19 protein-coding genes are annotated in these 17218 nt (G+C 73.7%); 14 read left to right on the top strand and 5 right to left on the bottom strand.

Annotated features, from left to right (window positions below; genetic code table 11):
• Positions 1–100 precede the first annotated feature (100 nt).
• The 4 genes from rfbB to ACFO3J_RS06620 all read left to right on the top strand — a co-directional run bounded on the left by rfbB (position 101) and on the right by ACFO3J_RS06620 (position 3641).
• On the top strand, positions 101–1090 hold the full coding sequence (rfbB, locus tag ACFO3J_RS06635) for a dTDP-glucose 4,6-dehydratase (protein WP_386427060.1): 990 nt from the start codon (positions 101–103) through the stop codon (positions 1088–1090).
• A complete protein-coding gene (rfbD, locus tag ACFO3J_RS06630; RefSeq protein WP_386427058.1) occupies positions 1087–1965 on the top strand; it encodes a dTDP-4-dehydrorhamnose reductase in 879 nt (292 codons plus the stop codon). The genes rfbB and rfbD overlap by 4 nt, the downstream gene beginning before the upstream one ends.
• Before the next feature lie 227 nt (positions 1966–2192).
• The gene (locus ACFO3J_RS06625; protein WP_386427056.1) at positions 2193–2951 is read left to right on the top strand and encodes a G1 family glutamic endopeptidase; all 759 of its coding nucleotides are present in this window, start codon (positions 2193–2195) and stop codon (positions 2949–2951) included.
• Between the two features lie 153 nt (positions 2952–3104).
• Positions 3105–3641, top strand: a complete 537-nt coding sequence (locus ACFO3J_RS06620; protein ID WP_386427054.1) for a hypothetical protein — start codon at positions 3105–3107, stop codon at positions 3639–3641.
• A gap of 111 nt (positions 3642–3752) precedes the next feature.
• On the opposite strand, the gene ACFO3J_RS06615 is transcribed toward ACFO3J_RS06620, so the two are convergent.
• The 3 genes from ACFO3J_RS06615 to ACFO3J_RS06605 all read right to left on the bottom strand — a co-directional run bounded on the left by ACFO3J_RS06615 (position 3753) and on the right by ACFO3J_RS06605 (position 6550).
• Entirely contained in the window at positions 3753–4070 is a 318-nt protein-coding gene (locus ACFO3J_RS06615; RefSeq protein WP_386427052.1) for a hypothetical protein, read from the bottom strand.
• Positions 4071–4188: 118 nt separating this feature from the next.
• The gene (locus tag ACFO3J_RS06610) at positions 4189–5796 is read right to left on the bottom strand and encodes a CYTH and CHAD domain-containing protein (protein ID WP_386427050.1); all 1608 of its coding nucleotides are present in this window, start codon (positions 5794–5796) and stop codon (positions 4189–4191) included.
• 28 nt (positions 5797–5824) lie between these two features.
• Positions 5825–6550: an HAD family hydrolase gene (locus ACFO3J_RS06605; protein WP_386427048.1), complete on the bottom strand. Its 726-nt coding sequence runs from the start codon at positions 6548–6550 to the stop codon at positions 5825–5827.
• 222 nt (positions 6551–6772) lie between these two features.
• On the opposite strand from ACFO3J_RS06605, the gene ACFO3J_RS06600 reads away from it, so the two are divergent.
• From ACFO3J_RS06600 to ACFO3J_RS06580, 5 genes are all read left to right on the top strand, one after another.
• Positions 6773–7186 carry a DUF2795 domain-containing protein gene (locus tag ACFO3J_RS06600; protein WP_386427046.1) on the top strand — a complete coding sequence of 138 codons (414 nt, stop codon included), beginning with the start codon at positions 6773–6775 and terminating at the stop codon, positions 7184–7186.
• Between the two features lie 97 nt (positions 7187–7283).
• On the top strand, positions 7284–7910 hold the full coding sequence (locus ACFO3J_RS06595; protein ID WP_386427044.1) for a hypothetical protein: 627 nt from the start codon (positions 7284–7286) through the stop codon (positions 7908–7910).
• On the top strand, positions 7897–8187 hold the full coding sequence (locus ACFO3J_RS06590; protein ID WP_386427042.1) for a hypothetical protein: 291 nt from the start codon (positions 7897–7899) through the stop codon (positions 8185–8187). The genes ACFO3J_RS06595 and ACFO3J_RS06590 overlap by 14 nt, the downstream gene beginning before the upstream one ends.
• Positions 8184–8918, top strand: coding sequence for a metallophosphoesterase family protein (locus ACFO3J_RS06585; RefSeq protein ID WP_386427040.1), 735 nt, complete (start codon positions 8184–8186; stop codon positions 8916–8918). The genes ACFO3J_RS06590 and ACFO3J_RS06585 overlap by 4 nt, the downstream gene beginning before the upstream one ends.
• 126 nt (positions 8919–9044) lie before the next feature.
• A complete protein-coding gene (locus tag ACFO3J_RS06580; RefSeq protein WP_386427038.1) occupies positions 9045–9920 on the top strand; it encodes a LysR family transcriptional regulator in 876 nt (291 codons plus the stop codon).
• A gap of 16 nt (positions 9921–9936) precedes the next feature.
• Here the strand turns inward: ACFO3J_RS06580 and ACFO3J_RS06575 are convergent, their stop codons facing one another.
• Entirely contained in the window at positions 9937–10815 is an 879-nt protein-coding gene (locus ACFO3J_RS06575) for an NAD-dependent epimerase/dehydratase family protein (protein WP_386427036.1), read from the bottom strand.
• A 386-nt stretch (positions 10816–11201) separates the two neighbouring features.
• On the opposite strand from ACFO3J_RS06575, the gene ACFO3J_RS06570 reads away from it, so the two are divergent.
• From ACFO3J_RS06570 to ACFO3J_RS06555, 4 genes are all read left to right on the top strand, one after another.
• Positions 11202–11867, top strand: a complete 666-nt coding sequence (locus ACFO3J_RS06570) for an NAD-dependent epimerase/dehydratase family protein (protein ID WP_386427034.1) — start codon at positions 11202–11204, stop codon at positions 11865–11867.
• 100 nt (positions 11868–11967) lie between these two features.
• Positions 11968–12720 (top strand): beta-phosphoglucomutase family hydrolase, encoded by a 753-nt coding sequence (locus ACFO3J_RS06565; RefSeq protein WP_386427032.1) that lies wholly within the window; start codon positions 11968–11970, stop codon positions 12718–12720.
• The gene (locus ACFO3J_RS06560; RefSeq protein WP_386427030.1) at positions 12717–15080 is read left to right on the top strand and encodes a glycoside hydrolase family 65 protein; all 2364 of its coding nucleotides are present in this window, start codon (positions 12717–12719) and stop codon (positions 15078–15080) included. The genes ACFO3J_RS06565 and ACFO3J_RS06560 overlap by 4 nt, the downstream gene beginning before the upstream one ends.
• A 249-nt stretch (positions 15081–15329) precedes the next feature.
• Complete coding sequence (locus tag ACFO3J_RS06555) at positions 15330–15692, top strand: hypothetical protein (RefSeq protein ID WP_386427028.1); 363 nt, start codon at positions 15330–15332, stop codon at positions 15690–15692.
• Between the two features lie 125 nt (positions 15693–15817).
• On the opposite strand, the gene ACFO3J_RS06550 is transcribed toward ACFO3J_RS06555, so the two are convergent.
• The gene (locus ACFO3J_RS06550; RefSeq protein ID WP_386427026.1) at positions 15818–16777 is read right to left on the bottom strand and encodes a YihY/virulence factor BrkB family protein; all 960 of its coding nucleotides are present in this window, start codon (positions 16775–16777) and stop codon (positions 15818–15820) included.
• A gap of 174 nt (positions 16778–16951) precedes the next feature.
• On the opposite strand from ACFO3J_RS06550, the gene ACFO3J_RS06545 reads away from it, so the two are divergent.
• A complete protein-coding gene (locus ACFO3J_RS06545) occupies positions 16952–17158 on the top strand; it encodes a hypothetical protein (RefSeq protein WP_386427024.1) in 207 nt (68 codons plus the stop codon).
• Positions 17159–17218: the final 60 nt, after the last annotated feature.

Raw genomic sequence — 17218 nt, 5'->3', positions numbered from 1 at the left:
CCCGGCTCCGCGGTCCCGCGGCGCGGAGTTCGCTGTGTTTCCCCGGGTTTCGCCGTCTCCACCCCGTCTGTCCCCCCGGGTGTCCTACCATGACGTTCTCATGCGGATACTCGTTACCGGCGGCGCCGGCTTCATCGGATCACAATTCGTTCGGGCCGCGCTCCGCGGCGAGCTGCCGTCCGGTCCCGGCGCCCGGGTCACCGTGCTGGACCATCTGGCGTACTCGGGCAACGAGGCGAATCTCGCCGATGTGGCCGGCCACCCCGACCTCACCTTCGTCCGGGGCGACATCCGTGACCGGGAGGTGGTGGACGCGGTGACGGCGGGTCAGGACGCGGTGGTGCACTTCGCCGCCGAGTCGCACGTGGACCGCTCCATCGTGGACGCCTCGCCGTTCGTGACCACCAATGTGCTCGGTACCCAGGTGCTGCTGGACGCGGCGCTGCGGCACCGGGTGGGGCGGTTCGCCCATGTGTCGACCGACGAGGTGTACGGCTCGATCGCGGACGGCAGTTGGACCGAGGAGTCGCCGGTCGCGCCCAACTCGCCGTATTCGGCCTCCAAGGCGGCCTCGGACCTGATGGTGCTGGCCTACCACCGCACCCATGGCATGGATGTCACGGTCACCCGCTGCTCCAACAACTACGGGCGGTACCACTTCCCGGAGAAGATGATCCCGCTGTTCGTCACCAATCTGCTGGACGGCCGCAAGGTGCCGCTCTACGGGGACGGGCGCAACGTCCGGGACTGGCTGCATGTCTCCGACCACTGCCGGGGCGTCGACCTGGTGCTGCACGGCGGCCGGGCCGGCGAGGTCTACCACATCGGCGGCGGCACCGAGATCAGCAACCGGGAGCTGACCGAGCGCCTGCTGCGGGCCTGCGGGGCCGACTGGCGGATGGTGGAGCCGGTCACCGACCGCAAGGGCCACGATCTGCGCTACTCGCTGGGCATCGACAAGATCCGCGCCGAGCTGGGATACGAGCCGCTGACCGGTTTCGACGAGGGACTGGCCGACACCGTGGCCTGGTACCGGGACAACCGCGCCTGGTGGGAGCCGCTCAAGGAGAAGGCGGAGCTGCCGGAATGACACGCTGGCTGATCACGGGCGCGGCCGGCATGCTCGGCCGCGACCTGACCGCGGTGCTGGGCTCCCTCCCCGGGGGCGAGGTGACCGCCCTGGCCCGCGCGGACCTGGACATCACCGACGGTCCCGCGGTGGACGCGGCGGTGGCCGGCCACGACGTGGTGGTCAACGCGGCCGGGTGGACCGATGTGGACGGCGCCGAGCAGGACGAGGCGGCCGCCACCCGGACCAACGGCGAGGGGGTCCGCCGGCTGGCGGAGGCGTGCGCCCGGCGCGGCGCGACGCTGCTGCAGATCTCCACCGACTACGTCTTCGCGGGCGACGCGGACCGCCCGTACCGCGAGGACTCCCCCACCGGACCGCTCGGCGCCTACGGACGCGGCAAGCTGGCCGGCGAACTGGCGGTGCGCCAACTGCTGCCGGAGCGCGGGTTCGTGGTGCGCACCGCGTGGCTCTACGGGGAGCACGGCCGCAACTTCGTCGCCACCATGCTGGAACTGGCGGCGCGGCGCGACACCCTGGACGTGGTGGACGACCAGCTGGGGCAGCCCACCTGGAGCCGCGCGCTGGCGGTGCGGCTGGCCGGACTCGGCGAGGCGGCGCTGGCCGGGCGGGCCCCGGCGGGGATCTACCACGGCACCGCGAGCGGGCAGGTGACCTGGTTCGGCCTGGCCCGGGCGGTGTTCGAGCTGTCCGGTCTCGATCCGGAGCGCGTCCGCCCGACCACCTCCGACCGCTTTCCCCGCCCGGCCCGGCGCCCGGCCTACAGCGTGCTCGGCCACGACGGGTGGGCGAGGGCGGGGCTGGAGCCGCTGCCCGACTGGCGCGAGCAGTTGGCGGCGGCGCTGCCGCTGCTGCGCGCGGTGCGGGTGCCCTGACCCCGCCCCCGGACGGCCGGACCGCGCCCGCGGTCCGGCCGTCCGGCCATTCCGGCATTGCGCACCGCGCCGGTCAATTCACCCTTTTCGCCGGGGGACTTGGCACGACCTTTGCCGACCGTTGACATCCAGCAGTATCACCGGCCTACCCCATTGACTGCACACTGTCATGCACTGGCGTCACGCTAACCCCACCAATCGGCGCCAGTCACGCGAGAAGGAGCAGCATGTCGGCAACCATCCGCGTCACCGCGATATCCGCCGCGGCCGCGGCGCTTGTGTCCTCCCTGGCACTCGCGCCCGGCGCCGCCGCCACCGCCGGCCACATCCGGCTGGCCCCGCTCAGCAGCAACCGGGTCATCGGCCCGGACACGCGCGTCGCCCACAGCACCAGCGGCAACTGGGCCGGTTACGCGGCCACCGGCACCACCTTCAGCAGTGTCTCGGCCAGTTGGGTGCAGCCGTCGGTCACCTGCGGCAGCGGCACCGCGTACTCCTCGTTCTGGATCGGGCTCGACGGTGACGGCAGCAACTCGGTGGAGCAGACCGGCAGCGAGGCCGACTGCTCGGGCGGCCGCGCCCAGTACTACTCGTGGTACGAGATGTACCCGGCCTACCCGGTGAACTACAGCAACGCGGTCAGCCCCGGCGACCACTTCACCTCCACGGTCAGCGTCAGCGGGCACACCTACACCCTGACGCTCTCCGACACCACCAAGGGCTGGACGAAGACCACCACCAAGACGCAGAGCGGTCTGTCCAACGCCTCCGCCGAGATCATCGCCGAGGCGCCGTCCAGCAGCAGCGGCGTGCTGCCGCTGGCGCACTTCAGCACCGCGTCGTTCACCAACGCCACCGCGAACGGCCAGGCGATCGGCAACTACGGCCCGGACAAGATCAACATGGCGTCCGGCAGCACCACCAAGGCGACGACGTCCGCGCTGTCCGGCGGCACGAACTTCTCCGTCACCTGGAACCACAGCTGATCCTGTCCCGCTGACACCTCGCGGTGTCATATGACGAGGTGCCGGTCGTCCTTCGGGGCGACCGGCACCTCGCCGCGTGTCCAGGTCCGGCCGGCCGGGGCGGGACTACGGTGGCTGCTGCTCTCGCACAGTTCGCCCCGAGCGGAGGTAGGCATGCGCAGCAAGCGGCAACAGGCGGCCGGGCCGGGCCGATCACGCGGACCCCGCCGTTACGCGGCGGTCGCCGCGCTGGCCCTGGCGGCGGCCACCGCCTCGACGGCCTCGGCGACGGCCGACATCTCCCCGGCCCCGACCCCGATCGGGCCGAACCAGGCGTTCACCGGGCAGGTCAACGGGGTGAGTACCGGGGCGGTCATCAAAGTCGCCTGCTTCGGGCCGGTGACCGCGGACGAGACCGGTCACCCGGTGGCGGGCCAGAGCGTCTCGGCGGCCCTCCTCCCGCCCCCGTCGGGGTCGGTCCGCGGCGGCTGGACCGGTGACGCGGCCACCCGGCTGCTGGTGGAGTTCGGCTCGCCGGTGTCGATCGGGACGATCACCCAGCTCACCGCCTACGGACTTCCGGTGGCGATCCCGGCCTGGCTGGAGCTGCCCTGCTCCGGCGCCGGGAAGGTGGTCTTCGCGCCCTCGCCGACCAGCGCCACCGCCCGCTCCTCCACGATCCCGGTGACGTACCAGAACGTCGGCCTGTGACCGCCTGACGCGGCGGCAGCCCGGGCGGGGACCGGCCGCGGCCGGTCCCCGCCCGGGCTGTCCGGCGGCGGGACGGTGCCGGGGCGCCGTGCGGGCGCCGCCGGCCCGGTGTCACTCCCCGGCGATGCCGGTGATGACGGGCTCCCCCAGGGACGCGGACTCCACCGGGAGGCCGGCCGTCCGCAGCGCGCCCCTGATCAGCTCGCGGGCGCCGTCGCCGGCCGCCGTCTTGGTGTCCGCCTCGACCTCCAGGTGAATGCTGAAGGCCGGCGTGCCGTCGTAGACGGTGAGGATGTCCAGCGCCTCGGCCTCGCCGAATTCGTTGCCCTGCGGGTCGGCCGGGCGCAGCGCTCGCACCATTTCCTGCCGGGCCCCGTCGGACGGGGGGTCGAGGAAGGTGCCGGGAACGGTGACGACGTAAATGGTCATAGAGGAACACCTGCCCAGCGGATCGGAACGGACCCCTCAGTCTTCGACCGTACGGGGGACGGCGCCGAGGCCCGCGCCCCCGACGGCGCACCGCCGCCGGGGCGCGGCAGACGGCGCGTCAGTCGAAGCGCGCCAGCTTCGGGTCGCCGGCCCGCTGCCAGACGGCGGGCAGACGGCGGCGGGCGGCGCGGGCGAACTCGTCCTGGAGGGCGCGCAGACGGCCGTAGCCGTAGGTGTCCGCGCCGGTCTCGCGGGCCTCGGCGGCGAGTTCGGGGAGGGCGGCGCGGGCCATCACCGCGTCCTGGTGGTCGCCGAGCACCTCCTGCACGGCCCTGGTCCGCTTGCGCAGCCGGGCCGCCTTCCGGCCGCCGTACGGCAGCGCGGTCTCGGCGGTGTGCCGGGCCCGGCGGGCCGCCTTCCGTGCCTCGTGCAGCGCCTTGTCCCGCGCCGGGCCGGAACCCGCCCGCCCTGCCGCGTCCATCCGCCGCGCCAGCCGGCGCCGGTCGCGGGTGGCGACCTCGCGCAGGTGCCGGGCGGCCGGCTCGGCCGCCTTGCCCTTGCGCAGCGGCGGCTCGGCGCGCAGATCCTCCAGGGCGTCCAGCAGCGCGTGGTAGCGCGGCGAGTCGAGTGCGGCCAGCGCGTCCTGCTGGCCGGCCCGGTGGCGTTCGGCCTCCTGGGCGGCGATCCGCCGGGCGAGCACCTTGTCGCCGATCCCGCGGGCCTGCTCCTTCAGCCGGGCGCCGAGGACCTCGTGGTCGCGCGAGCCGGCCAGCACCCCGGTGAGCCAGCGCAGTTCACCGGCCACCGGGTCGGTCCGCTTCCGGTCCAGCACCCGGCGGCTGCCGCGCAGCAGGCTCCGCAGCCGCCGGCTGGTGGAGCGCATCCGGTGCACCGCGTCGGCCTCGTCGGCGCGTACGGCCGCGTCGGTGGCCAGCAGCACCGCGAGCTGGTCGGCGAGCCGGTTCATCACCGCCTCGCCGGCCGATCCGGCCCCGGGGAGGCGCCGGGGCCCGAGGTCGCCGAACTCCGGCGGCAGTTCGCCCGCGAGCGCGTGGTCGAGCTTGTGGGCGCTGGGCGAGGGATACCAGCCGCCGTCCTCCAGCAGCCGGGCCGCCGCGCGCATCAGCTTGTCGTCGCCCTGGTCCTTCTCCACCTCGATCTCGGACCAGTGGACGAGCTGGGTGCTGTTGCCGCCGGCGGCCGGCTCCGCGGCTGCGGCGCCGTTTCGAGCGCCCCCCTTGCCGCTGCCCCTGGCCGCCGGCCGCAGCCGCTCGGTGCCGAGGACCTGCGCGGCCACCCGGTCCTGGGCGACCTCGGCCAGAGCGCGGCCCTGTTTGTCCAGCAGCAGGTGGCGCGTGCGGTGGGTGCGCAGGTGCACCACCGGCAGCAGCTCGGCGCCGCGGGTGTACGCCTTGAGGTGCCGGTTCAGCTCGCCGGGGACGTGGCCGGCCTTGCCCGCGCGCAGCGGCGCGTGCACCTCGCGGTGCTCCCCCCGCCCGCCCGGCAGCTTCACGTGCCAGCCCTCTTCGTGGCCGCCGGTGCGGCGGCGCAGGGTGATGCCGTGCGCCAGCAGACGCAGGTCGGCGGTGTCGTAGTGGACGGCGTCCAGTTCCTCGGGCTTCTCCTCGCGCACCTCGGAGACTCCCGGCAGTCGCCGCAGGCCGCCGGGGTCGAAAACCCCGGGTCCCTCGAACTTGGTCTGCTGTTCGATGTGGGTCGTGGTCATAGGCATCGCGTGCCCGCCTCCCGATCGCTCATTCGGCCCTGGCCCCCCGCCGCGGTCCCCGCTGCGGCGGACCGGGATCGGCCAGCAGGCTCCGGTCGAGCCGCGCCAGCAGATCCGCCGGCCCCTCGTAGACCTCCTCGGCGCCCGCGCCGGTCAGCTCCTCGCGGGACATGCCGCCGGACAGCAGCCCGACGCAGCGCACCCCGGCGCGCCCCGCGGCTTCGGCGTCCCACACCGCGTCCCCGACGAACACCGCGCGCGACGCCGGGACGCCCGCGCGCTCCAGCGCCCGGGCGACCAGATCGGGTGAGGGCTTGCTGGCGTCCACGTCGTCGGCGGTGGTGACCGCGTCGATCGCGTCGTCGGCGCCCAGCGCGTCCCGCATCACCCGCAGCTCCCGCTCCGAGGCGGAACTGGCCAGGACCACCCGCCAGCCGCGTGCCGCGCAGGCCCGCAGCAGGTCGGCGGCGCCCTCCAGCGGGGCGAGCCGGGTCCAGAACTGGGCGTAGAGCGCGTCGTGGGCGGCGCTGAGCGCGCTGTCCCGGTCGTGGTCGCGGTCGTCGCCGAGCAGCCGGTCGAGCAGATGGTCGCTTCCCATCCCGACGCCGCGGTGCACCCGGCTCATCGGCGCCCGCTCGCCGTACTGCCGCAGCGCCTCCCACCAGGCGACGGTGTGCAGATAGACGGTGTCCATCAAGGTCCCGTCCACATCGAAGAGCACCGCCGTGTCCCGCCGCCCGCCTCGATCACCCATCGCCACCACCGCCACCTCCGTGTCGCCGTCCGTCCCGCCGGCCGGCGGGACCCGCGTCCGCGCCCCCGCTCCGGCGGTCTCCGGCGGTTACCCGTCGCCGGGGTGGTCACACCGATTGTCGCGCCCCGCGAAACAGTCCGCCACAAATCCGGCGATATCCCCGTTTCGGTGCGAATCGGTCGGGTAGCTGCGGTGCACGGAAGACAAGGGAGGCCACAGCCCATGACGGACCAGGGAACCAACAAGACCGGCTTCGCGCGGGACGACGAGCTCAAGAGGGAACTGCAGGGCGAGCTCAAGGCGAACCGGGGTGTCCGGGCCGAGGAGGCGTACGAGCCGGAGCCGTCCGGGGAGGACGAGCCGGTCGCGGAGTTCGGCGCCGCCAACGACCCCGGCGCTCCGGCGCCCGCCGGCATGACCCGCGAGGGCGTGACGGTCCGCAGCGAGCTGGCCAGGCATCTGGAACGCACCGTCTACCCGGCCAAGCGGTCGGCGCTGCTCGGATCCCTGCGGCGCCAGCACGCCCCGGACACGCTGGTGGACCGGGTGTCGGCGCTGCCGGCCGAGCAGCAGTACCCGAACGTGCAGGCCGTGACCCGCGCCCTGGGGTTCGGTGTGGAGGACCGCAGGGACTGACCCGCGCCCGCGGCCCCGCCCCGCGCGGGGCCCGCTCGTACGGGCCGGCCCGGGAAAGGACCCGTATCGCCCACCGCTGACGGGGTAACCGACCGCTGTGACGCACTCACCGGACAAGCAGCAGGAAGCAGGGGCGGCGGCGCTGCCGCCTGACCGTACCCAGGCGATCCTGGAGGCCACCAAGGAGATGGCCGCCCGGCTGAAGGAGGGTGGCCACGCCTTCGCGCTGGCCGGCAGTGTCGCCGCCTACGCCCACGGGGTCGTGCCGAGCTTCCAGCACGACGTGGACTTCTGCATCACCCCGGACACGGCCGACGCGGTGGCGGAGACCCTGACCGGGGCCGGCATCCCGGTGCGCCGGCCGCCGGAGGACTGGCTGATCAAGGCCCGCTGCCTGGGCCAGGACATCGACCTGATCTTCGAGCTCGGGCATGTGCCGGTGGACGAGGCGCTGCTGCGCCGGGCCCCGGTGATGCCGGTGGAGGCGGTACGGATGCCGGTGCTGTCGGCCACCGACCTGCTGGCCTCGCTGCTGCGGTCCTTCTCCGAGCACCACTGCGACTTCGGCGCGGTGCTGCCGGTGGCGCGGGCGCTGCGGGAGAAGACGGACTGGACGCGGCTGCGCCACGACTACGGCGCCCAGCCGATGCCGGGTGCCTTCCTCAATCTGCTGGAGCGGCTGGAGATCATCCCGCCCGAGGAGGTGGCTCATGAATCCGTATGAAGCCCCGACGCCCGCCGCGGCCGAGGGAGCCGAAGGGCACGCCGAGTACCGGGTCGCGCATCTGCACGAGCGGCTGGTGGACGAGGGCGTGGCCGACCTCGGGCTGCGGGTGGAGGACCGCGGCGGCACCGTGATCATCAGCGGCAGCGTGGCCACCGAGGGCTGCCGGGCGACCGTGCTGCGGCTGGCCGACGAGGTGCTCACCGGGCTGGACCGGCATGTCGATGTGACGGTCGCCGAACTCGGCGCCCCCGACCGGGCGGAGCGCCTGCTGTGATCCGGGTGGCGGCGGTCGGTGACATCCATGTGGGCGCGGACAGCCGCGGCAGCCTGCGGCCCGCGTTCGAGATGCTGCCCGATGTGGCGGACTTCCTGCTGCTGGCCGGTGACCTCACCCGGCACGGCACGGTGGAGGAGGCCCGGGTGGTGGCCGGCGAGGTGGCCGGGGTCGGGGTGCCGGTGGTCGCCGTGCTCGGCAACCACGACCACCACTCGGACCAGACCGGCGAGGTGACGGCGGCGCTGGAGGGCGCGGGCGTCACCGTACTGGAGGGCGCCGCCACCACGCTGACCGTCGGGGAGACCCTGGTCGGCGTGGCCGGGACCAAGGGCTTCGGCGGCGGGTTCGCCGGGCGCAGCGCGGGCGAGTTCGGCGAACCGGAGATGAAGGCGTTCGTCCGCGCCACCCGGCGCAGCGCCGAGGGTCTGCGCCGGGCGCTGGACGAGCTGGGCGACGCCGGCTGCGGGCTGCGGATCGCGCTCACCCACTTCTCCCCCGTACCCGACACCCTGGCGGGCGAGCCGACCGAGATCTACCCCTTCCTCGGCAGCTATCTGCTGGCGGAGGCGGTCGACGGCGGCAAGGTCGATCTGGCCGTGCACGGCCACGCGCACGCGGGCACCGAGCACGGCACGACGGTCGGCGGTGTCCGGGTCCGCAATGTGGCCCAGCCGGTGCTGCGGCGGGCCTTCGCCGTCTACCACCTGGACCCGGCGGGCCTGGGCTGAGCCGGTCGCCGTACGTCCGCACCGGCCCGCGGACGTACGGTGTCCTCCGGGACGGGCGCACCGGCGGGACGCCGACCGCGGACCGGCCGCCCGAGCCCGCTCCGTACCCCTGCCAGGAGGACCACCGTGGACGTGGACCTGCGCAAACTGCGCTACTTCGTGGCGGTCGCCGAGGAACTGCACTTCGGCCGGGCCGCCGCCCGGCTGCACATCGCCCAGCCGGTGCTCTCCCGGCAGATCCGGGTGCTGGAGGACGAACTGCGGGTGCGGCTGTTCGACCGCGACCGGCGGGCCACCGCGCTCACCCCCGCCGGGGAGCAGCTGCTGCGCGACGCGCCCGGACTGCTGGCGTCGGCCGAGGCGCTGCGCGGGCGGGTCCGCCGGGCGGCGGACGAACAGTCGGTGTTCACCGTCGCGTTCATGCCGGGCATCACCGTCGCCGGGCCGGTGCAGGCGCTGCTGGCGAAGCGTCCGGGCCTGGAGGTACGGGTGCTGCGCACCGGCTGGCACGATCAGGCGACGGTGGTCCTGGACGGCCGGGCGGACGTGAGTTTCGTCCGGATGCCGGTGGACCACCAGGGGCTGCGCCTGCTGCCGCTCTTCTCCGAACCCCGGGTGGCCGTGCTGCCCCGCGCCCACCGGCTGGCCGGCAAGACGGCGCTGGACATCGCCGACCTGGCCGGCGACACGCTGCTCCAGGACCCGGACGCGGTGCCCGAGTGGCGCGACCTGCCGCATCGGCGCGCCGCCGCGGCCGCCCCCGAGCCGCGCCTGCGCACGGTGGAGGAGAAGCTGGAGTACGTGGCGGCTCTGGAGGGCGTGATCGTGCTGCCCCGGTCGGCCGCCGCCTACTACACCCGTCCCGACGTGTGCCAGGTGCCCGTCGCGGACATCGCGGCGAACCAGGTCTGCCTGGCCTGGGACGCGGCCGGCGCGACCGCGCCGACCGCCGAGTTCGCCGAGCTGGCCGCGGCGCACTTCCGCGACGGTCCGCCGCGGTAGCGCTCCGGCCGGCCGGTCAGCCGGCCGTCTCCCGGGCCAGGTCGGCGAGCACATCGAGGTGGGTCGGGTTCCAGCCCAGGTCGCGGCGGGCCTTCGCGCCGGTGATCCGCTGGTCCAGGGCGAAGGCCTCGGCGATCGGGCCCATCCGCTCCAGGGCCTGTTCGAGGGTGAGCCGGTCGAACTGTCCGGGGCAGCCGGCCGCCTGGGACAGCGCCTGGGCGGCCTCGGCGAGCGTCGGGTGCTGGTCGTCGACGCCCAGATACGTCGATCCGGGCGTCCCGTTCAGGGCGCGTACGTACAGATCGGCGAGATCGTCGACGTGGACCACCGACCAGTGGTTGGACCCGTCGCCGATCAGCGGCACGGCGCCGTTGGCCCGGCCGGGGTCGGTGAAGAACATCCTGGTCAGCTGGCCGGCGCCGCCGTAGACCAGGCCGGCCATCAGCAGCACCGGGCGGCCGCCCCGCTCGGCGGCGGACAGTACCTGCCGCTCGTTCTCGGCGCGCCAGGCGGTGATCCGCGGCGGGCTCTGCGGCGCGTCCTCGTCGGCCACGCCGTCGGTGTCGCCCAGCACCCAGGCACCGCTGGTGTGCACATAGGTGCCGCGGTCGCCGAGCCCCTCCTGCATCGCGCGGGCCGCGGCCAGATCGATGGCCGGGGCGTCCGGGCCGGCGTGGGCGCCGAGGTGGATCACGCCCTCGGCCGCGGCGGCGGCCTTGCGCAGTACGCGGGTGTCGGTCAGGTCGCCGGCCACGGCGACGGCGCCGAGACCGGTGACCGCGGCGGCCGAGGCCTCGCTCCGGGCCAGTGCGGCGACGTCGAAGCCGCCGCGGACGAGGGCCGACACGACGGACCGGCCGATGTAGCCGGAGCCGCCGGTGAGGAAGACAGCCATGACAGGGCCTTTCGCAGTGTTCCAGTACGGTCGGCCGCACCGGGGCGGCCGCTTCCACTGTCGGCCCGCCCGGACGCCGGCGTCCAAGACCTGATGGCGCGGCTGTGATACCCGGCGGGTCTCTGCTGCGGACAGTACGGGAGAAGGGGCTGGTCGAAGCGGTGACAGGGCCCCGGGCAGGGCCGCCGCTCACGCGGAGGGCGGGTCGCGAGGGGGCGGGAGCGCGCCGGACGGTGGACCCGCCGTCACCGTCCGTCCCCGACCGCGCCGCGCGCGCGGTCCGGGCCGCTGGCCCAAGATCACGAACGCGGCCGGCTGGGGCACACTGTCCCGGTGACTCCGCTCCCGGCGGGGCCGAACGGGACAGCAGGGGCGGGGAGGCCGCGGTGAGGGTGATCGTCTTCGGTGGGTCGGGCATGGTCGGCCAGGGGGTGCTGCGCGCCTGCTTGGAGGACCCGGCGGTGACCGAGGTGGTGGCGGTGGTCAGACGCCCGCTGGGCATCGGCCGTCCCCGGCTGCGGGAGGTGGCGCACGCCGACTTCACCGACTTCTCGGCGGTGGCCGGCGAGCTGTCCGGGGCCGACGCGTGCTTCTACTGCCTGGGCGTGTCCGCCGCCGGGCGCGGGGAGGCCGAGTACGAGCGGGTGACCTACGACTACGCGCTGGCCGCCGCCCGCACCGTCGCGGCCGGCAACCCGGAGCTGACCTTCACCTATGTCTCCGGCGAGGGCACCGACAGCAGCGAGGGCGGCCGGTCGGCGTGGGCCAGGATCAAGGGCCGTACCGAGAACGCGCTGCTGTCGATGGACATGCGAGCGTACATGTTCCGCCCCGGTTGGATCCAGCCGGTGCACGGCGAGACCTCCCGCACCCGCCTGTACCGGGTGATGTACACGCTGGCGTCGTGGCTGTACCCGCTGCTGCGCCGGGTGGCGGCCCGTCATGTCACCACCACCGAGCACCTCGGCCGGGCGATGCTGGCCGTGGTCCGGCTGGAAGGCGGCGGGCCGCACATCCTGCACAGCCCGGAGATCAACCGGCTGGGGTCGTGACGGGTTCGGCCGGATGGCCGCGCAGTAACGATTCGGCAAGTCGGGCGGTCTTCCCGCCCCGCCCGCATGGCGGCTCTCCGGACGGGGCACAAGGCTGCTCATGACGGAGATCGGCCTGCCCAGCGGCGTACGAGCCTGCCTTTTCGACCTCGATGGCGTGCTCACGCCGACCGCGCTCATCCACGCCGCGGCCTGGAAAGAGATGTTCGACGAGTTCCTGCGGCAGCGCGGCGGCGGCGATTCCGGGGAGTTCCGGCCGTTCGACGCGACCGCGGACTACGACGCCTATGTGGACGGACGCCCGCGCGCCGACGGGGTGCGCAGCTTCCTGGCCTCCCGCGACATCGAACTGCCCGAGGGCGAGGAGGACGACCCGCCGGACCGCGAGACCGTGCACGGGCTGGGCAACCGCAAGAACATCCTGGTGGTCCGGAAGATCCGGGACGAGGGCGTCAAGCCGTACCCCGGTTCGGTGCGCTATGTGGAGGCGGTCCGGGCGGCGGGGATGAGGACCGCCGTGGTGTCGTCCAGCGCCAACTGCAAGGACGTCCTGGTCTCGGCCGGGATCGAGCACCTGATGGACGTCCGCGTCGACGGGGTGACGGCCGTGGAGAAGGGCCTGCGCGGCAAGCCCAAGCCGGACACCTTCCTGGAGGCGGCCCGTCAGCTGGGCGTCGAGGCCGGTCAGGCGGTGGTCTTCGAGGACGCGCTGGTCGGGATGGACGCCGGCCGCGAGGGCAAGTTCGGCTACGTGGTGGGAGTGGACCGGGTGGGCCAGGCCGAGGAGCTGCGCAAGCACGGCGCCGACACCGTCGTCACCGATCTGGGCGAGCTGCTGGGGAGGACGGCGTGATCGAGCACCCCGCCTACGACGTCGCGCCCTGGTCGCTGCGCGAGAGCGAGCTGAACTTCGACGTACTGCCGCAGAGCGAGTCGGTCTTCGCGCTGTCCAACGGGCACATCGGCTGGCGCGGCAACCTCGACGAGGGCGAGCCGAACGGGCTGCCCGGCTCCTACCTCAACGGCCTGTTCGAGCGGCACCCGCTGCCGTACGGCGAGTCCGGCTACGGCTACCCGGAGTCGGGGCAGACGGTCATCAACGTCACCAACGGCAAGGTGATCCGGCTGCTGGTGGACGACGAGCCCTTCGACCTGCGCTACGGCACGATCCGCCACCACGTCCGCGAGCTGGACCTGCGGGCCGGGGTGCTGCGCCGCTCGTGCGAATGGGTGTCACCGGCCGGCCGCGCGGTGCGGGTGCGCTCCACCCGGGTGGTCTCCTTCCAGCAGCGCGCGGTGGCCGCGATCTCCTACGAGGTCGAGCCGCTGGAGGACCAGGTGCGGCTGGTGCTCCAGTCGGAGCTGATCGCCAACGAGGAGATCCCCCGGGTGGCCGGCGACCCGCGGGTGGCCGCCGCGCTGGAGTCGCCGCTCCAGGCCGAGGAGAACTCGGCGTCCGGCACCCGGCTGCGGCTGGTGCACTCCACCCAGCGCAGCAAGCTGCGGGTGGCGACCGCCGCCGACCACCGGGTGGAGGGGCCGGAGCACACCACGAAGATCTCGTCGGAGAGCAGCGACGACGTCAGCCGGCTGACCGTGACCGCGGTGCTGGACACCGGGCAGAAGCTGCGGCTGGAGAAGTTCGTCGCCTACGGCTGGTCGGCGACCCGTTCGCTGCCCGCGCTGCGCGACCAGGCCGACGCGGCGCTGGTCGGCGCCCTCGACACCGGCTGGCAGGGCCTGCTGGACCAGCAGCGCGAATACCTCGACGACTTCTGGGAGCGCGCCGACGTCGAGGTGGACGGCGACACCGAGATCCAGCAGGCGGTGCGCTTCGGGCTGTTCCACGTGCTCCAGGCCGGCGCGCGGGCCGAGGAGCGGGCCATCCCGGCGAAGGGCCTGACCGGGTCCGGCTACGACGGCCACACCTTCTGGGACGCCGAGACGTTCGTGCTGCCGCTGCTGACCTTCACCTCGCCGCGCGCCGCCTCCGAAGTGCTGCGATGGCGGTGCAACACCCTGCCCGTCGCCCGCGAGCGGGCCAGCCAACTGGGCCTGTCCGGCGCGGCGTTCCCCTGGCGGACGATCAACGGCGACGAGGCGTCCAGCTACTGGCCGGCCGGCACCGCGGCCTTCCATGTCAACGCCGACATCGCCGACGCGGTGGTGCGCTATGTGGCGGCGACCGGCGACGACGCCTTCGAGAAGGACACCGGGCTGCAACTGCTGGTGGAGACCGCCCGGTTGTGGCGTTCGCTGGGCCATCACGACCATGCCGGGGCGTTCCACATCGACGGGGTGACCGGGCCCGACGAGTACAGCGCGATCGCCGACGACAACGCGTACACCAATCTGATGGCGCAGAGCAATCTGGTGGCCGCCGCGGACGCGGCGGAGCGCCACCCGCGGCACGCGGCCGAACTCGGCGTCACCGCCGAGGAGACCGCGGCATGGCGGGACGCGGCGGCGGCCATGACGGTGCCGTACAACGCCGATCTGGGGGTGCACGAGCAGTCGGCGGGCTTCACCCGGCACCAGGTGTGGAACTTCACCGCCACCGATTCCGAGGACAACTACCCGCTGCTGCTGCACTATCCGTACTTCGATCTGTACCGCAAGCAGGTCGTCAAGCAGGCGGATCTGGTGCTGGCGATGTATCTGCGCGGCGACGCCTTCACGCTGGAGGAGAAGGCCCGCAACTTCGCCTACTACGAGCCGCTGACGGTACGGGACTCGTCGCTGTCGGCCTACTGCCAGTCGGTCGTCGCCGCCGAGGTCGGCCATCTGCAGCTCGCCCACGACTACTTGGGCGAGTCGGCCATGATGGACCTGGAGGATTTGGAGAACAACGCCCGCGACGGGCTGCACATCGCCGCGCTGGCGGGCACCTGGACGGCCCTGGTGGCGGGGCTGGGCGGGATGCGGCTGTTCGACGGCGACTCGATCCGGTTCTCGCCGCGGCTGCCGGACGCGCTCAGCCGGGTCGCCTTCCGGCTGCTGTTCCGCGGCCGGCGGCTGCGGGTGGAGTTCACCCGCACCTCGGCGACGTACACGCTGGCCGAGGGCGAGCCGATCGAAGTGCTGCACTACGGCGAGCCGTTCGAACTCACCACGGCGCGGCCGGTCACGCGGGACGTGCCGGGTTACCAGCACCGGCCCGAGCCGTCCCAGCCGGCCGGCCGCGCCCCGCGCCGGCGCCACCACCCGGCCTGACGGCGGCACACCTGGCGGATCCGGCCGGGCCCGAACCGGGCCCGGCCGGTCCCGCGTACCCCTGCCGCATCACACAACTCAGTTCTTTGCAGGGATAGTTACGCAAATTTCTTGCTAACGCTCGCATTATTGCGGGCTTGTGTCGGCGACCCTACGATCGGTGCGCGCGGTGACCCCGCCACCACACGCCGTACGGCACCTGCTCCTTGCTCGTCACGACCCTCCTCCTTCCCGAAGGGACAACGACCGGTGAGAAAGCTCAGCCTGATCGCCGCTTCGAGCGCCGCGGCCTTGGCCGCCGTCCTCATCCCCGGCGCGTCCACCGCGCTCGCGGGCACCTCGGTGGCCGGCACCGCCTGCCAGTACTACACCGACTTCGACTTCGTCGGCAATGTACTGTCGATCTACGACAGCAAGACCTGCAACGGGGTCTCCCAGCCCGCCTACGCGGTCATCGAGAAGGTCGGCGCCAACGGCACCGTCATCCCGGTGGCCTACGGCCTGGGCATCGTGCGCTACACCTGCCAGGGGAGCACGGTGAACACCTACCGCTTCGCCGGCGAGCTCAACCCGCAGGTGATCCTGACTCCGGGCGCGCTGCCCTGCGGCTGACCGGCCCGCCGCCCTCGACCGCCGCCGCGTGTCCACGGCACGCGGCGGTGACGGGCCCTCCCCCGCGGCGGCGGGCGGGGGCCCGTTGGCGTTTCCCGTCCGGAGCGGTCACCGGCCCCGGGCGGTCACCGCTCCTCGGCGTCCTCGGCCTCGAACGCCGACCGGGCCCGGTCCGAAAGGGCCCTGGCGTGCTCCACGTTGAAGTGGGCGCCGACCATCAGGGCCAGGTTGGAGAACCACAGCCAGACCAGGAACACCACGGTCCCGGCCAGCGGCCCGTACAGCCGGTTGTACGTGCCCAGGTGCGCGGTGTACTCGGCGAACCCGGCGGAGGTGGCCAGCCACAGCCCCACCGCGAGCGCCCCGCCGGGGGCCATCGAGCGCAGCGACCTGCTGTTGCGCGGTCCGGAGCGGAACAGCACCAGCACCAGCGTGGATGCCACCACCAGCAGTAACGGCCAGCGCAGGCCGCGCCAGGCGGCCAGCGTCGCCCCGTCCATGTCCAGCAGGGCGCCGGTCCTGCGGGCCAGCGCGCCGGTCACCACCAGGCACAGCGCGCTGCTCAGCAGCAGCACCAGCAAGGTCGCCGAGGTGAAGATCACCCGGGGCATGGTGCGCCAGGCCGGGCGGCGGTCGTGGACGCCGTGCATGGCGTGCAGCGCCCGGCGGAACACACTGGCGTAGGCGATCGACGACCAGATCGCGCCCGCCCCGCCCACCGCCGACAGCGACAGGCTGGCCGACTTGTCCTTCGCCATGTCCAGCAGCGCCTGGGCCACCACCGGACGGGACTCGGCGGGCAGCAGCGTGGTGATGCCGTCCGACAGGCTGCCGTCCGACGCTCCGCCGGCCAGCCCGACCAGCGAGACGGTCATCAGCAGCGCGGGGAAGATCGCCAGCACCGCGTAGTAGGTCAAAGCCGCGGCCCGCTCGGTCGCGTCCTTGTCCCAGGCGGCGGCGAGGGTACGGAACAGGGTGCGGCTGAAGCGCAGCAGCGCCCACATGCCCCGCAGCGTCCTGCCGTGTTCGCGTTCCCGCCGGTGCTCACGCCTGCCGCGGGACGCCGCGCGCTCCCCTGTCGCCACCCTTCACCCTCCCAGCGCTGCGGCCACGCCTCACGGCGTTGCCTCTTGACTCGTCTATGCCCAGGGCCGACGCCTTCATGACATGCGGGCCGGTCCGGTCCGGGTCCGAATGCCGGTGCGGCGAACGGGCACACGGACCGGCAGATCCGATCCGAGCCGACACAGGAGAACGCGATGTCCGAGCCGACCGACCCTTCCACACCCGCTCCCGAACCGGGCCGGAATCAGCCGCCCGGCCCGGGGTGGGGCCAGACTCCGCAGCCGGCCCCGGGGCCCGCCGCGACCGCTCCGCACAGCTCGCGCACCGGGATGCTACTCCTCCTGGGTGTCGTGGTGATCATCGCCGTGGTCCTGCTGGTCCACGCCGTGATGGCGGGTTGAGCGGCGCCGCGCGGGAGCGGCGGGCCCGGCCCCGTACCCCGGCCGGCGCCGCCGGTGGAG

The sequence above is a fragment of the Streptomyces polygonati genome (assembly GCF_042650325.1).
Taxonomy (GTDB): Bacteria; Actinomycetota; Actinomycetes; order Streptomycetales; family Streptomycetaceae; genus Actinacidiphila; species Actinacidiphila polygonati.
This window is presented reverse-complemented; position numbering and strand designations above follow the sequence as displayed.

Bases quoted from the DNA above. Each gene is read 5' to 3' on its own strand.
- rfbB (WP_386427060.1), top strand. From the start codon at position 101: ATGCGGATACTCGTTACCGGCGGCGCCGGCTTCATCGGATCACAATTC.
- rfbD (WP_386427058.1), top strand. From the start codon at position 1,087: ATGACACGCTGGCTGATCACGGGCGCGGCCGGCATGCTCGGCCGCGAC.
- ACFO3J_RS06625 (WP_386427056.1), top strand. From the start codon at position 2,193: ATGTCGGCAACCATCCGCGTCACCGCGATATCCGCCGCGGCCGCGGCG.
- ACFO3J_RS06620 (WP_386427054.1), top strand. From the start codon at position 3,105: ATGCGCAGCAAGCGGCAACAGGCGGCCGGGCCGGGCCGATCACGCGGA.
- ACFO3J_RS06615 (WP_386427052.1), bottom strand. From the start codon at position 4,070: ATGACCATTTACGTCGTCACCGTTCCCGGCACCTTCCTCGACCCCCCG.
- ACFO3J_RS06610 (WP_386427050.1), bottom strand. From the start codon at position 5,796: ATGACCACGACCCACATCGAACAGCAGACCAAGTTCGAGGGACCCGGG.
- ACFO3J_RS06605 (WP_386427048.1), bottom strand. From the start codon at position 6,550: ATGGGTGATCGAGGCGGGCGGCGGGACACGGCGGTGCTCTTCGATGTG.
- ACFO3J_RS06600 (WP_386427046.1), top strand. From the start codon at position 6,773: ATGACGGACCAGGGAACCAACAAGACCGGCTTCGCGCGGGACGACGAG.
- ACFO3J_RS06590 (WP_386427042.1), top strand. From the start codon at position 7,897: ATGAATCCGTATGAAGCCCCGACGCCCGCCGCGGCCGAGGGAGCCGAA.
- ACFO3J_RS06575 (WP_386427036.1), bottom strand. From the start codon at position 10,815: ATGGCTGTCTTCCTCACCGGCGGCTCCGGCTACATCGGCCGGTCCGTC.
- ACFO3J_RS06565 (WP_386427032.1), top strand. From the start codon at position 11,968: ATGACGGAGATCGGCCTGCCCAGCGGCGTACGAGCCTGCCTTTTCGAC.
- ACFO3J_RS06545 (WP_386427024.1), top strand. From the start codon at position 16,952: ATGTCCGAGCCGACCGACCCTTCCACACCCGCTCCCGAACCGGGCCGG.